The organism is Streptomyces sp. NPDC005263, assembly GCF_042872365.1.
Taxonomy (GTDB): Bacteria; Actinomycetota; Actinomycetes; order Streptomycetales; family Streptomycetaceae; genus Streptomyces.
On record NZ_JBIAKJ010000011.1, the window covers coordinates 237,905 to 251,495 of the forward strand.

Sequence of the window (13,591 nt, forward strand, 5' to 3'; positions counted from 1 at the left end):
CCCCCGCTTCACCCTTCGGCTTGCCGGTAAATGATGGTGCTGCTGCCCACGACGATCCGCGAGCCGTCGCGGAGCGTAGCGCGGGTGGTGTGCTGCCCGTCCACCACGATGCCGTTGGTGGAGCCGAGATCCTGGATCGTCGAGGGCGTTCCGGTCCGGATCTCGCAGTGCCGGCGGGAGACGCCGGGGTCGTCGATCCGCACGTCGGCCTCGGTGCTGCGGCCCAGCACCAGCGTCGCGCGGGAGATCTGATGGCGGGTGCCGTTGATCTCGATCCAGTAGCGCATGCGGCCACCGGCCGCCGGGGCGGCCGCGGCCGGGGGCCGCTGTCCGCCCGCGGGCTGCGGGTAGCCGTAGCCGCCGGGGCGGCCGCCGGGCGGCGAGGCCGGCATGGGCGGGGCGCCCGTGGGTGACGCGGCCGGCGGGTAGCCGTAGCCGCCCGGGGCGCCGGAGCTCGGGCGGCCCGGGGCGTTGCCGGGAGCCTGCTGGTCGGTGGAGGAGGCGAGCGTACGGCTGCGTACCCGGTACAGGCCGGTGTCGAGGTCGTCCGCCTTCTCGAGGTGGACCTTGATGGGGCCCATGAACGTGTAGCGCTGCTGCTTGGCGTAGTCGCGCACCATGCCGGCGAGTTCGTCGCCGAGCTGTCCGGAGTAGGGGCTGAGCCGCTCGAAGTCCGGTGTGCTCAGTTCCACGATGAAGTCGTTGGGGACGACGGTTCGGTCGCGGTTCCAGATGGTCGCGTTGTTGTCGCACTCGCGCTGGAGCGCGCCCGCGATCTCCACGGGCTGGACCTCGGACTTGAACACCTTGGCGAAGGTGCCGTTGACCAGACCTTCGAGACGCTGCTCGAACTTCTTCAGGACTCCCATGGGGCACCTCCTCCGTAGCTGCTGCCGTTGTACATCCCGCTGAGCGGGTACTTCCCTGCTTGGTATCGCTGATACCGCGATCGGTACCGCTGGTACCGCTCGGGCTGCTGCTTGGACTGCTCGTACTGCTCGTGCTGCTGGTACTGCTTACTGATCGTATCCACGCGCCGGTGAATCGGCTGGTTCCCCCTGTCGGACCGGTCGACGGGTGTCGAACGGGTGTCGACGCCTGTCGAGGTTCCCTGTGGAGCTCCTCTTCGAACTCTTCTCGGACGTAGTCCTGCGAAGGGATCGTAGAGGCGGCCGCAGACCAGTGTCCCGCACCGGGCTGTGGACCCGGACCTGCTCCTGGGGAGACGGGCGGGACCGGTACGAGGTTGATACGTGAATGGACACCGTTGATACCTAGCCGGAGGCCCGTCCGGTTCGGTGGTTCGCGAGACCTTGCTGGTGGGCGGCTGCCCGGCCGGAAGCGATGTGAATCCACCCCGTCCACCGTGCTAATGTTCTGCGTGTCGGAAGGCGCCAGCCCCTAGGGGGAACAGCCCGAGGACACACCCAATGCGCGGGTGGCGGAATAGGCAGACGCGCTGGATTCAGGTTCCAGTGCCCGCAAGGGCGTGGGGGTTCAACTCCCCCCTCGCGCACATCGGGAACGGGCGGCATCGTGATCACGATGCCGCCCGTTCTGCTGTGTGGCCAGAAACACATGGACCGCAGACGGCCTGGGCCGTCTGCGGTCCGTTTTTTCAGGAGTGGATCTTCCGTTGCTCTGTCGCGGACTGGTTACGTTGCCACTGGCTACTGGTGGCGTGTGAGGAAGGTCTCAGGGCTGGGTGAGGTGGCCCTTGGGAGTCAGGTGTCCAGTGGCTTGGCCTTGCGGCGACGGGTGGGCCGGTTCCGGGGGGGCCGGTGCCGTCCCGTTCATGGCCCTTGCTGCTGCGTGCGCGCTCGTACTGACGAGTTCCTCGGTGGCGCAGGCTGGGGCTGTGGGAACGACTCCAGCGGCTTCTGCAACTGGCGGATCGACTTCACGTACGCGAACACCAACAACAAGACATACAGGACGTCCCGGGGGCGAACTCACCCGGAGTGCAAGATCGATCCGATGCGGAACAACTCTCCTCAGACGCTGCCTCGTTATGGAAAGGCGTGTGCGCATCTCCACGTCAACGGGGTGCGCCGAGTGAGCCAGTGCCATCACATCACGAGGTGAGCCGTTCATGATTGATCAACAGCAGGGGCGAGACCAGCGATGGGAGGCGCGACAGCGGGTGGTTGGGATCGCCGCGTTCGTCGGGGGACTCGTCGTGACACTCGCCTTCTTCGCTTTCCTCCCCGGGCTTCCGCACGTCATCGACTCAGGGGCGATCGTCATCGCCGTCCTGGTAGGAGCACTCGCCCGATGGGGTTGTCAGTCCTGGATGGGAAAGAGGAGCAGAGAGAGCGGGTGAGCTCGGGCATTGTGACGCGTGTGCCAAGAGGCCTGTGCGGTTCCGTGCGGTTCAGTGCGTTTCGTCGGAGCGCGGCCGACCTGTGAGCAAGGTCTCTGGTCGGCGGGCTGACTTCGGGCTGTCGTGTGGGTTCGAGGGGGCCGGGGTTTTCCACAGCGGTGGAGTTGTCCACAGGGTGTGACGGTTTTCGGCCACCGGCTGTACGGTCGGCACGAGTTGATGTTCGTGCGGCTGCGGCCGTGGCCGCGCCGCGGGCGCGGGTATGTATACGGGTTCCGGTGCGGGGGAGGCGGTCGGCATGACCGAGGTCGGTGCGGAGACGGCGGCGGGCATGGTGCCGGTGGGGCGGGCCCGTCGGCTCCCCCGGGTGCGTGGCTTCGCGGGGTGGCCCGCTGAGGGGACACCCAAGGAGGAGGGTAAGGCGCTGCGGCACCGCGTCCCGCGCGCTGTGCACGCGACCCTCGACCTGGACGGCGCGCGTCCCGACGCGGTGAGCGCGGTCGAGGAGTCCGGCCGTGGTCGGATTCCCGAGCTCACGCCGATACGGGTGGGCAGGATGGCGGCCACGCCCTTCGCCTTCCTGCGGGGAGCGGCGGGCCTCATGGCCCATGATCTGGCGCGCACCCCCATGACCGGGATCCGAGCCCAGATCTGCGGCGACGCACACGCGGCGAATTTCGGCCTGTACGGCGACGCCCGCGGCGGCCTGGTCATCGATCTGAACGACTTCGACGAGACGGTCCACGGACCCTGGGAGTGGGATCTCAAGCGGCTCGCCACCTCGCTGGTACTGGCCGGCCGTGAGGCGGGTGCCGACGAGGACACCTGCCGCCGGGCCGCGCACGGGGCGGCGGGCTCCTACCGCCGCACCATGCGGCTGCTCGCCAAGCTCCCGGTCCTGGACGCGTGGAACGCCATCGCGGACGAGGAACTCGTCTCCCACGCCGACGCCCACGACCTGCTCGGCACGCTGGAGCGGGTGTCCGAGAAGGCGCGGGCCAACACCAGCGGACGTTTCGCCGCGAAGGCGACGGAGCCGACCGAGGACGGCGGGCGCCGTTTCGTCGACGCCCCGCCGGTGCTGCGGCGTGTGCCGGACGAGGAAGCCGCGGCGGTGACCGCGTCCTTGGAGGAGTACGTCAGCACGCTCTCCGAGGACCGCCTCCCTCTGCTGGCCCGGCACGCGGTGCACGATGTCGCCTTCCGCGTCGTCGGCACGGGCAGCGTCGGGACCCGGTCGTACGTCGTGCTGCTGCTGGACCACCGAGGGGAGCCGCTGGTCCTCCAGGTCAAGGAGGCCCGTCCGTCGGCATTGGTGCCGCACCTGGTGACGGCGGGCTTCGAGGTGCCCGCGGTCGACCACGAGGGGCGCCGGGTGGTCCTCGGGCAGAAGCGCATGCAGGTCGTCAGCGACATCCTGTTGGGCTGGACGACGGTCGAGGGTCGGCCCTTCCAGGTACGGCAGTTCCGTAACCGCAAGGGCAGTGTGGATCCCGCGGCCCTGGCCGCCGATCAGATCGACGACTACGGCCGCATGACCGGCGCGCTTCTGGCCCGCGCCCACGCGCACAGCGCCGACCCCCGCCTGATCGCCGGCTACTGCGGCAAGAACGAGGAACTGGACGAGGGGTTCGCCGCGTTCGCGGTCTCCTACGCCGACCGCACCGAGGCGGACCACGCGGATCTGGTGGCGGCGGTGCGGTCCGGGCGGATCGCGGCGGAGGAGGGGGTGTGAGTGGGGTGCCGGGTGAGTATGGCGCGTTCCGAGGTGTCCTCCGGTCGTGGCCTAGGCTGGTCGGGTGACGACCCCGGAAGCTGAGCAAGATGGTGTCGCCGGCGAGGGCCGGCAGGCGGCCGAGGGCGGTGCGCCCCGGCCCGAGGAACGGCTGGAGCGGGCTGTCCGGGCCGCCGAGCAGGCGCTGATCGAGTACGAGATCGCGGTCGAGACCTTCCGGATCGAGGTCGAGAACTTCTCCCGGCTGCACCACCAGAAGCTCGGCCCGATGTACACCCGGCTCGACGAGCTGGACGCCCAGATCGCTGAGGCCCGGGCCTCCCGCACCGGAGACCCCGAGGACCGGCGCAAGGCCGACGAGGCGCGGGCCAGGGTCATGCCGATGCCCGGTGTCGAGGAGCTCTTCGGCGGTTGGATGGACGGCCAGGGGCTGTTCCCGGAGGCCTCGGCGATGCTCACCGACCAGCCGGTGCGGCCCCCGCAGCGGGTCCGCCCCAGCGACGAGGCCCGCAAGCTCTACCGCGACCTGGCCCGCAAGGCGCACCCGGATCTCGCGCAGGACGAGAGCGAGCGGACTCGCCGTGAGGAGTTCATCACCCGGGTCAACGGCGCCTACGCCATCGGGGACGAGGCGCTGCTGCGGGAGCTGGCGGAGGAGTGGGCCGCCGGGCCGAAGCCCCCCGAGCAGGGGCCTACGCCGGCCGACGAGTTGTACGCCCGCCTCGAATGGCTCGCTCAGCGCAAGGAACTGCTGGCCGTGGTCGCGCGGGACCTGGAGGAGAGCGCGATCGGCTCGATGCTGCGGATGGCCCCGGACGACCCGGACCGTCTCCTGGACGAGATCGCCGAGAAGCTCCTGGCCGACGTGGCGACGCGTGAGGCGGAGCTGGCGGAGCTCCTGGCCTAGCCAGGGCGCGGGTGTGATCCGGTCGGCTCTTTCGGCGGTTTCTTCGTCGGGTAGCGTCGGGGGCATGCATTTCGGAGCTGGTGTGCCCACGGTCGAGGTCACGGACCTCAAGGACGGCGACTTCCTGCTGGACGTCCGCGAGGACGACGAGTGGCAGGCCGGCCATGCCGACGGGGCGTTGCACATCCCCATCAGTGAGTTCGTGGCCCGGTACGGCGAGTTCACCGAGGCGGCACCGCAGGACGGGCGGGTGCATGTGATCTGCCGCTCCGGCGGGCGTTCGACGCAGGTCGCCATGTACCTCGTCCAGCAGGGCGTGGACGCCGTGAACGTCGACGGCGGTATGCAGGTGTGGGCGGCCGCGGGCCGGCCCGTGGTGACGAACGAGGGCCGGCCCGGCTTCGTCCTGTGAGAGATCCGGAGCCTTCGGGGCGCTGACCGAAGGCGTCGCGAGGTCTTCGGTCAGCCCAGTGGGTGGGCTGCCAGCAGGTCGCCCAGGGATTCCTCGTGCGCCGACGCCGGGCCCAGTGACAGTTCCAGGTGCTTGGCCCAGGCGTGGTAGCGGTGCAGGGGATAGTCGACGTCGGCGCCGAACCCTCCGTGCAGGTGCTGCGCCGTCTGCACGACCCGCCGGACACCGTCGGCCGCCCACACCTTGGCGACGGCCACCACACCGGAGACGGGCAGCGCTCCCTGGGTCCCCGAGCTGTGCCGCCATGCCGCCTGCCACAGCGTGGCCTCCATGGCCCGTAGGTCGATGTAGCGGTCCGCTGCCTGGACGGCGACGGCCTGGAAGGTGGCGACCGGGAACCCGAACTGCTCTCGTTTGCTGGTGTAGTCGCTGGTCATGCGCAGGACCCGCTCGCCCAGACCGAGTGCCAGTGCGCACGTCCCGGTGGCCAGCAGATCGCGCAGCCACTCCCAGGCGCCGTCGACATCGATGATCTCCCGGGCCGGGATCCGCGCCGATTCCAGGCGCAGTTCGGCCAGTCGCTCGCCGGTGGTGGAGATCTGCTCGGCGAGCACGACGCCCGGGTGGCGGCGGGGGACCAGCGCGAGGACGGTACGGTCGGCGGCCGTGTGTGCCGGTACGACGACGAGGTCCGCGCCGTACGCCCAGGGCACCGCCGTCTGCACCCCGTCGAGGATCCAGTCCGGCCCCTCCTGACGGGCGGTCACGGCGCGTTCGGCGGGGTCGTGGCCGGTGCGGCCGCTCGCGGCGACGGTCAGCACGACCTCTCCCCGGCCTGCCCGGGCCAGCAGTGCGGACCGCAACTGCTCGCCGCCGTGGGCCTGTACGGCTGCCGTGGCCGCGCTGTGCTGCAGCAGTGGCACCCGCGCCAGCACCTGCGCGGCCTCGCGCAGCACCAGGCACAGCGCGATGGCGTCCAGGCCTGCACCGCCGTACTCCGGGGCCGTCGTCAGGCTCAGCAGATCCGCCTCGGCGAGCCTGCTCCACAGGGCGCGGTCGAAGTCGTCGGCGACGGCGCCCGCGGTGAGGGACGGACTGGGCACCGTGTCCGGCGCGACGCCGGCGAACACCCCCCGCGCCGCCTCGGCCGCCGCCTGTTGCTCCTCGGTGAAGGTGAAGTCCACGGTCCCTGCCCCTCCCACACGCACCCCGGCCCACCAGCCGGGCCCGACGACCCAGATGTCTGACGAGGCGTCAAGATAGAACAGGTTCTAGAAGAAGGGAACGGTCGGCCGCCTTCGGTCTCTCACCGGTCGAAGTCCAGCTCCACCTTCTCCGTCACCGGATGTGACTGGCATGCCAGCACATACCCCTCCTGTGTCTCCTCCGGCTCCAGCGCGAAGTTGCGGTCCATCCGCACCTCGCCGGCGACCAGGAACGCCCGGCACGTCCCGCACACCCCGCCCTTGCAGGCGTAGGGCGCGTCGGGCCGGTTGCGCAGAACCGTCTCCAGCAGTGACTCGCCGTCCTGGACGGGCCAGGTGCCGCCCCGGCCGTCGAGCCGGGCGGTCACCGTGCTGTGCGCGGGTGCGGGGACGGCGGCCGTGGGGGCGACCGGGGTGACCGGATCCACGTGGAAGATCTCCTCGTGGATTCGGGTCCGGTTGACCCCGAGCTCCCGCAGTGCCCGTTCGGCGCCCTGCACCAGCCCGAACGGCCCGCACAGGAACCAGCCCGCGACCTGCTCCACCGGCAGCAGCGCCGGGAGCAGTCCGGTCAGCCGCTCGCGGTCGAGCCGCCCGGACGGCAGCCCCGCCTGCTGCTCCTCCCGGGAGAGCACCGTCACCAGGTGGAGCCGCTCGGGGTAGCGGTCCTTCAGGTCGGCGACCTCCTCCAGGAACATGGTGGAGGCGGATGTCCGGTCGCCGCGTATCAGACAGAACCGGGCCGCGGGCTCGCGTGCCAGCAGGGTCGCCACGATCGACAGGACCGGGGTGATGCCGCTGCCGCCGACGATCGCCGCGTACAGGCCGGGCGCGGGGTCGAGCGTGAAGCGTCCCGCCGGGGTCATCACCTCCAGTTCGTCGCCGATGTCGATCTCCTTGAGCGCGAAGGTGGAGAACGCGCCGTCCTCGACCAGCCGCACACCGACCCGCAGGGTGTGTGGACCCTCGGCGTCCGTCGCGGGGGCCGGGGAGCAGATCGAGTACGTACGCCGGATCTCGACGCCGTCGGCCATCCGCCGCAGGGCGAGATGCTGGCCCGGTGCGTGCCGGTACTCCTCGCGCAGTTCCGGCGGCACGGCGAGGGTGAGCGCCACGGAGTCGTCGGTCAGCCGGTCGACCGCCGCCACCGGGAGCGTGTGGAAGCGGGCCATCACAACTCCTTGAAGTGGTCGAACGGTTCACGGCAGGCAAGGCAGCGCCGCAGCGCCTTGCACGCCGTCGAGGAGAAACGGCTGAGGAGCTCGGTGTCGGCGCAACCGCAGTGCGGGCACTGGATCGGGGCAGTTTCGCCGGAGTGGGTGCGGGTCGGCCCGAGTGCGAGCGTGACCGGTCCGGACTCCTGCCGTACCCGAGGTGGGGCGATGCCGAACTCCCGCAGTTTGCGGCGCCCTTCGTCGGTGATGTCGTCCGTCGACCAGGCGGGCGCGAGCACCGTGCGCACGGTGACCTCGCGCATGCCGTGCTGGTGCAGTGCGCGCTCTATGTCGAGGGACATCGCCTCGACGGCGGGGCACCCGGTGTACGTCGGGGTCAGCTCGACCTCGACCGCGTCGGTCCCCCGCAGGTGCACCGCGCGCAGCACACCCAGCTCCTTGAGGGTGAGCACGGGCAGCTCGGGGTCGAGCACCGAACCGGCCACGTCCAGGAGTTCCGCCTCCAGGGCGGTGAGGGTCACCATGACGCCCCCGGGTGACTGCGGTGCAGGTGCTGCATCTCGGCGAGCATCCGCCCGAAGGGCTCGGTGTGCAGCCCCTGCCGGCCCGCGCCGGCCTGCCACGCCCCGGACCGCGGACCCTCCGGGACGGTGAGAGTGGCCCGGCGCAGCACGTCCTCGACGGAGGCGAGCCAGGCCGCCTCCAGCCGCTCCCGGTCGACATCGAGCCCCTCCACCGGCTGGAACATCTCACCGGTGAAGCGCCACAGCGCCTCGCACGCCCGCCCCATCCGTTCGTGGCCCTCGTCGGTGCCGTCGCCGAGCCGCAGTGTCCACTGCTCGGCGTGATCGCGGTGGTAGGCGACCTCCTTGGCGGCCTTGGCGGCCAGGGGGGCGAGCGGGCCGTCTCCGGTGGCGAGTTCGGCGTAGAGCAGGTGTTGGTAGGTGGAGCAGTACAGCTGGCGGGCGATGGTGTGGGCGAAGTCGCCGTTCGGCTGTTCCACCAGCTGGAGGTTGCGGAAGGCGCGCTCCTCGCGCAGATACGCCAGCTCGTCCTCGTCGCCGACCAGCGACAGCAGCACCCGCGCCTGGCCGAGCAGATCCAGCGCGATGTTGGCGAGGGCCACCTCCTCCTCGAGGACGGGTGCATGACCCGCCCACTCCCCGAGACGGTGCGAGAGCACCAGGGCGTCGTCGCCGAGGGCGAGGGCGGCCGCGGATCCGGGGGTGGTCGTCGTCTCGGCTGCGGTCACAGGTGCTTCACCCCCTCCGGGATGTCGTAGAACGTCGGGTGGCGGTAGGGCTTGTCGGCGGCCGGTTCGAAGAACGGGTCCTTCTCGTCGGGGGAGGACGCGGTGATCGCGGACGAGGGGACGACCCAGATCGAGACGCCCTCGCCGCGCCGGGTGTACAGATCGCGGGCGTTGCGCAGGGCGAGTTCCGCGTCCGGCGCGTGCAGGCTGCCGGCGTGGGTGTGCGAGAGGCCGCGGCGAGAGCGCACGAAGACCTCCCACAGAGGCCAGTCGGTGTTCGTCATCCTCGGCTCACTCCCGTCCCGCCGTTGTGCTTGGCCGCGTACGCCGCCGCCGCGTCCCGTACCCAGGCGCCCTCGTCGTGCGCGCGCCTGCGCTGTGTGATCCGCTGTTCGTTGCACGGGCCGTTGCCCTTGAGCACATCCCAGAACTCCGTCCAGTCGATGGCGCCGAAGTCGTGGTGCCCCCGCTCCTCGTTCCACTTCAGGTCCGGGTCGGGGAGGGTGAGGCCCAGGGACTCGGCCTGGGGGACACAGATGTCGACGAATCGCTGCCGCAGCTCGTCGTTCGAGTGGCGCTTGATCTTCCAGGCCATCGACTGGGCGGAGTGCGCGGACTCGTCGTCGGGCGGGCCGAACATCATCAGGGACGGCCACCACCAGCGGTCCACCGCGTCCTGCGCCATCGCGTGCTGCTCCGGGGTGCCGCGGCTGAGGGCCAGCAGCAGTTCGTACCCCTGGCGCTGGTGGAAGGACTCCTCCTTGCAGACGCGGACCATCGCGCGTGCGTACGGGCCGTAGGAGCAGCGGCACAGGGGGACCTGGTTGGTGATCGCGGCGCCGTCCACCAGCCAACCGATCGCGCCGACGTCCGCCCAGGTCAGCGTGGGGTAGTTGAAGATCGAGGAGTACTTCTGGCGGCCGGTGTGCAGCTTGTCGAGCAACTCGTCGCGGCCGGTGCCGAGGGTTTCGGCCGCGCTGTAGAGGTACAGCCCGTGGCCGGCCTCGTCCTGGACCTTGGCCATCAGGATGGCCTTGCGGCGCAGCGAGGGCGCTCGCGTGATCCAGTTCGCCTCCGGCTGCATGCCGATGATCTCGGAGTGGGCGTGCTGCGCGATCTGTCGGACCAGCGTCGCGCGGTAGGCGTCGGGCATCCAGTCCCGTGGCTCCACGCGCTCGTCGGCGGCCACGGCGGCGTCGAAGGCGCGCTCGTACGCGGCGGTGTCGACGGCCTGATCCTCACGGACGCCGTCCTGTCCGTCGTACCCCTGTGCTCCGGCCGTCCGGGCCGTGTGATGCGCGGCTGCTGTCGCCATGAAGTCCCCCTCGACCTGGACTCTGCCGGTGCCTGGCCGGTGCCTGCTCCCGACCGATCGTTCGGTTCGTGCGATTCCATGGTGGGACGGGCGCCGTAAGGTGTCAACCGCTGTGGACAACTCACGGCGTCCCCGGCGTGGTCTGTGGACAACCGGGGTGACTTCGAGGTGGGGACGATGGGGGCTGTGCCGGGAGGGCGGCTCTGAGTACCGTTCCGTGCGAGCGTCGTGGGAGCCGGGCGCCCGGGCGCGGGCGGGGCGACGCCGGGGACGGAACCGGAGCAGGACCGGGATCGGGAGACGGGGCGGAATGGACGCGTACGACGAAGGCTGGAGGCCCCCGCGCGGGCCGGACGAGCCCGGCGCCCCCGATGCCGACGCCCGGATCGGACTCGGGGCCCTCTCCCTCAGGTACCAGATCGCTGTCTCTGTGGCCCTCGCCGTCGTCGCCGTCGCCGTCTGTGTCCACATCGGCATGGTGTTCCTGCATGTCGCCCCGTCGAACACGCTGACCAAGCAGCACGGCAGGGCGATCGACGACTGGATCTACCCGGAGTTCGAGCAGAACTGGAAACTCTTCGCGCCGAACCCGTTGCAGCAGAACATCGCCGTCCAGGTCCGCGCGCAGGTCCGGTCCGCGGACGGCGGGATACGGACCACCGGCTGGTACGACCTGTCCGCGGAGGACGGCCGGGCCATCGACGGCAATCTGCTGCCGAGCCACACCCAGCAGAACGAACTGCGCCGGGCCTGGGACTTCTTCGTCTCCACGCACGACACCGACAACCGTGCGATCGGCCTGCGCGGCTCCCTGTCCGAGACCTACCTGCGCCGCATCGTGTCGCTGCGCCTGGACCGCGAGAACGCGGCCGGGAAGGGCGGCGCCGTCGACCTCGTCCAGATCCGCTCCCGCACCACGAACGTGCCCCCGCCCGCGTGGAGCGGCGAGAAGGTCTCCGACAAGCCGACGTACCGCGTGCTGCCCTGGTGGTCGGCCGCACCACCGGACACGGCGGATACGGCGGACACGGCGGGCAAGTCAGGCGAGGCGGGCACGGCCGCGGGGGGCGCGAAGTGAACCGGTTCGCTCTCTCCGTCTCGTCCGGCATAGCCCGCGTCACCGAGTCCGCCCTCGGTCCGTACCAGACCGCCGTGATCCGCATCGGCTTCAGTGCGACCTGGCTGCTGTTCCTGCTGCGGGAGTTCCCTCACCGCGAAGAGATGTACGGTCCCGATGGCCCCTGGAGCTGGGACCTCGCCCAACAGCTGATCTCGACGAACGGTTCCTTCACGGCCCTGATGTGGTCCGACGGCCGTCTCTGGTTCGAGGTCCTCTACGCCCTCGCCGTCCTGACGAGCGTCCTGCTCCTGCTGGGCTGGCGCACCCGCACGATGTCGGTGCTCTTCATGGTCGGCGTGCTGTCGCTGCAGAACCGCAGCATCTTCATGGGGGACGGCGGCGACAACGTCCTGCACCTGATGGGCATCTACCTCGTTTTCACCCGCTGCGGCCAGGTGTGGTCGCTGGACGCGCGCCGGGCACGGCTGTCGCGGGCGGCACGGGCACTTGGGGAGCGTGTCACGGACCGGTTGGGTCCGGCCCTGTGGAGCGGGCTCGGGCTCGCGCTGGTCGCGGTGACCCTGGCCGGCCGGCTCGACGGTGACCCGACCGTGCCGGTGCTCCTGTGGGTCGTATGGGTCGCGCTGGGCCTGTGGTGGGCGGTGGGGCGGTTCGCCAGGTCCGGCGAGCCGCGGATCCTGCTCGACGTGGTCGGCAACATCGTCCACAACGGGGCCCTGCTCGTGATCATGGCCGAGGCCTGTCTGATCTACGCGACGGCCGGCTGGTACAAGATCCAGGGCACCCGCTGGCAGGACGGCACCGCCGTCTACTACCCGCTGCACCTCGACTACTTCTCGCCGTGGCCCGCCCTCGCCGACCTGCTGTCGGCCAGCGGCACGATGGTGCTGCTGGTGACCTACGGAACGGTCGCCGTGCAGGTGGCGTTCCCGTTCACGCTGTTCAACCGACGGGTCAAGAACGTCCTGCTCACCGCGATGATCATCGAGCATGCCGCGATCGCGGTGATCCTGGGGCTGCCGTTCTTCTCGCTGGCGATGATCGCCGCCGACGCCGTGTTCCTGCCGACGTCGTTCCTGCGCCGGCTCGGCGGATGGGCGACGCGCTTGCGTGAGCGGCTGCAGGCGGTGCCGTCTGTCACGGTGGGGCCGGCGGGCAGGGGACGTACGGAGGTCCCGAAGGGCGTACCGGAGCAACGCACCCCGGTGGATGTGGTGAACCTGGTGGAACCGGTGGCGTCGGAGGCATCGAAGACCTCGGAGACCGGTGAGGTCACGAAAACTCCGCAGGCCAGGAAGACTCCGGAGGCCCCGAAGAACCCGGAAGCCCAGGAGCACTCGTAATCCCGAGAACGTCAGGACCCCTCACCCCCCGCACGTAGGCTTCACGCATGACCGCCCCCGATCCCGTGAGCCGGTGGCGCCGGCTCGCTGACGCCTCCGTGCTGCTCGACGGCTTCCACGCCCTCAAGCACGCGGTCCGCTTCGGCGCCGAGGTGCCGGTGGCCGTCGCCGTCGACCGGGCCGCCGCGCTGGCCCTGGCCGACGAGCTGGCCCCCGACGTACGGGACACGCTGGACGCGCTCCTGACCGAGGTCCCGGAGACGACGTACACCTCCCTGGTGCCGCGCCCTCATCCCACCGCGGTGGCCGCCCTGGCCGTACGTCCCTCTCGCGCGTCCCATCTGGAAAGGCTGGCGCACACCCCGCGCACCGCGCCGATCGTGGTCCTCGACAACCCGCGCAACCTGGGCAACGCGGGGGCCGTGATCCGTCTGGCCGCCGGTTTCGGCGCGACCGGAGTGGTCACCACCGGCACGCTCGACCCCTGGCATCCCACGGTCGTACGCGGTGGAGCAGGGCTGCACTTCGCGACCGCGGTGGAGCGGCTGACCGTCGACGAACTGCCCGCCGGGCCGGTGTTCGCGCTGGACCCCGAGGGCGACGACCTGCGTGGCACCAAGCTCCCGGACGACGCCGTACTCGCCTTCGGCTCGGAACGCAGCGGCCTGTCGGCCGAACTGCGCGCCCGGGCGGACCACTTGCTGGCGCTGCCGATGCGCCCCCAGGTCTCCAGCTACAACCTCGCGACCAGTGTGGCCATGACGCTGTACCACTGGAGCGCCACCGGGGGCGCACTCGGCGTCTCCTAGACCGGGCCTAGCAGGCGCCCCACACCACGCGCCG

Annotated in this window: 14 protein-coding genes and 1 tRNA gene; 7 read left to right on the plus strand and 8 right to left on the minus strand. The window is 70.8% G+C overall.

What is annotated here, in order from left to right; all coding sequences use genetic code 11:
* Positions 1-8: 8 nt before the first annotated feature.
* Complete coding sequence (locus ACFYRY_RS37370) at positions 9-869, minus strand: FhaA domain-containing protein (RefSeq protein ID WP_389156145.1); 861 nt, start codon at positions 867-869, stop codon at positions 9-11.
* Positions 857-1,033, minus strand: a complete 177-nt coding sequence (locus ACFYRY_RS37375; RefSeq protein WP_389156148.1) for a hypothetical protein — start codon at positions 1,031-1,033, stop codon at positions 857-859. The genes ACFYRY_RS37370 and ACFYRY_RS37375 overlap by 13 nt, the downstream gene beginning before the upstream one ends.
* A gap of 399 nt (positions 1,034-1,432) precedes the next feature.
* On the opposite strand from ACFYRY_RS37375, the gene ACFYRY_RS37380 reads away from it, so the two are divergent.
* From ACFYRY_RS37380 to ACFYRY_RS37395, 4 genes are all read left to right on the plus strand, one after another.
* Positions 1,433-1,516 (plus strand) — tRNA-Leu (locus ACFYRY_RS37380).
* A gap of 1,105 nt (positions 1,517-2,621) precedes the next feature.
* Positions 2,622-4,058 carry a DUF2252 domain-containing protein gene (locus ACFYRY_RS37385; protein ID WP_389156151.1) on the plus strand — a complete coding sequence of 479 codons (1,437 nt, stop codon included), beginning with the start codon at positions 2,622-2,624 and terminating at the stop codon, positions 4,056-4,058.
* A gap of 64 nt (positions 4,059-4,122) precedes the next feature.
* On the plus strand, positions 4,123-4,965 hold the full coding sequence (locus ACFYRY_RS37390) for a J domain-containing protein (RefSeq protein WP_389156154.1): 843 nt from the start codon (positions 4,123-4,125) through the stop codon (positions 4,963-4,965).
* An 82-nt stretch (positions 4,966-5,047) separates the two neighbouring features.
* Positions 5,048-5,377, plus strand: a complete 330-nt coding sequence (locus ACFYRY_RS37395; RefSeq protein ID WP_389156267.1) for a rhodanese-like domain-containing protein — start codon at positions 5,048-5,050, stop codon at positions 5,375-5,377.
* Positions 5,378-5,427: 50 nt separating this feature from the next.
* Here the strand turns inward: ACFYRY_RS37395 and ACFYRY_RS37400 are convergent, their stop codons facing one another.
* The 6 genes from ACFYRY_RS37400 to paaA form a co-directional block, all read right to left on the minus strand.
* Positions 5,428-6,561, minus strand: a complete 1,134-nt coding sequence (locus ACFYRY_RS37400; RefSeq protein ID WP_389156157.1) for an acyl-CoA dehydrogenase family protein — start codon at positions 6,559-6,561, stop codon at positions 5,428-5,430.
* Positions 6,562-6,683: 122 nt separating this feature from the next.
* The gene (locus tag ACFYRY_RS37405) at positions 6,684-7,754 is read right to left on the minus strand and encodes a 2Fe-2S iron-sulfur cluster-binding protein (RefSeq protein WP_389156159.1); all 1,071 of its coding nucleotides are present in this window, start codon (positions 7,752-7,754) and stop codon (positions 6,684-6,686) included.
* A complete protein-coding gene (gene paaD, locus ACFYRY_RS37410) occupies positions 7,754-8,281 on the minus strand; it encodes a 1,2-phenylacetyl-CoA epoxidase subunit PaaD (RefSeq protein WP_389156161.1) in 528 nt (175 codons plus the stop codon). Before paaD ends, ACFYRY_RS37405 begins: the two co-directional genes overlap by 1 nt.
* Positions 8,275-9,009, minus strand: coding sequence for a 1,2-phenylacetyl-CoA epoxidase subunit PaaC (gene paaC / locus ACFYRY_RS37415; protein ID WP_389156164.1), 735 nt, complete (start codon positions 9,007-9,009; stop codon positions 8,275-8,277). Before paaC ends, paaD begins: the two co-directional genes overlap by 7 nt.
* Positions 9,006-9,293 (minus strand): 1,2-phenylacetyl-CoA epoxidase subunit PaaB, encoded by a 288-nt coding sequence (gene paaB / locus ACFYRY_RS37420; RefSeq protein ID WP_059130355.1) that lies wholly within the window; start codon positions 9,291-9,293, stop codon positions 9,006-9,008. Before paaB ends, paaC begins: the two co-directional genes overlap by 4 nt.
* Entirely contained in the window at positions 9,290-10,324 is a 1,035-nt protein-coding gene (paaA, locus tag ACFYRY_RS37425) for a 1,2-phenylacetyl-CoA epoxidase subunit PaaA (RefSeq protein WP_389156166.1), read from the minus strand. The genes paaB and paaA overlap by 4 nt, the downstream gene beginning before the upstream one ends.
* Before the next feature lie 292 nt (positions 10,325-10,616).
* On the opposite strand from paaA, the gene ACFYRY_RS37430 reads away from it, so the two are divergent.
* The 3 genes from ACFYRY_RS37430 to ACFYRY_RS37440 are packed head-to-tail and all read left to right on the plus strand — an operon-like array spanning position 10,617 to position 13,557.
* Positions 10,617-11,402: a DUF5819 family protein gene (locus ACFYRY_RS37430; protein WP_389156270.1), complete on the plus strand. Its 786-nt coding sequence runs from the start codon at positions 10,617-10,619 to the stop codon at positions 11,400-11,402.
* On the plus strand, positions 11,399-12,748 hold the full coding sequence (locus tag ACFYRY_RS37435) for an HTTM domain-containing protein (RefSeq protein ID WP_389156169.1): 1,350 nt from the start codon (positions 11,399-11,401) through the stop codon (positions 12,746-12,748). The genes ACFYRY_RS37430 and ACFYRY_RS37435 overlap by 4 nt, the downstream gene beginning before the upstream one ends.
* 47 nt (positions 12,749-12,795) lie before the next feature.
* A complete protein-coding gene (locus tag ACFYRY_RS37440; protein WP_389156172.1) occupies positions 12,796-13,557 on the plus strand; it encodes a TrmH family RNA methyltransferase in 762 nt (253 codons plus the stop codon).
* The last annotated feature ends 34 nt before the right edge of the window (positions 13,558-13,591 follow it).

Bases quoted from the DNA above. Each gene is read 5' to 3' on its own strand.
- ACFYRY_RS37370 (WP_389156145.1), bottom strand. From the start codon at position 869: ATGGGAGTCCTGAAGAAGTTCGAGCAGCGTCTCGAAGGTCTGGTCAAC.
- ACFYRY_RS37385 (WP_389156151.1), top strand. From the start codon at position 2,622: ATGACCGAGGTCGGTGCGGAGACGGCGGCGGGCATGGTGCCGGTGGGG.
- ACFYRY_RS37405 (WP_389156159.1), bottom strand. From the start codon at position 7,754: ATGGCCCGCTTCCACACGCTCCCGGTGGCGGCGGTCGACCGGCTGACC.
- paaD (WP_389156161.1), bottom strand. From the start codon at position 8,281: ATGGTGACCCTCACCGCCCTGGAGGCGGAACTCCTGGACGTGGCCGGT.
- paaB (WP_059130355.1), bottom strand. From the start codon at position 9,293: ATGACGAACACCGACTGGCCTCTGTGGGAGGTCTTCGTGCGCTCTCGC.
- paaA (WP_389156166.1), bottom strand. From the start codon at position 10,324: ATGGCGACAGCAGCCGCGCATCACACGGCCCGGACGGCCGGAGCACAG.
- ACFYRY_RS37440 (WP_389156172.1), top strand. From the start codon at position 12,796: ATGACCGCCCCCGATCCCGTGAGCCGGTGGCGCCGGCTCGCTGACGCC.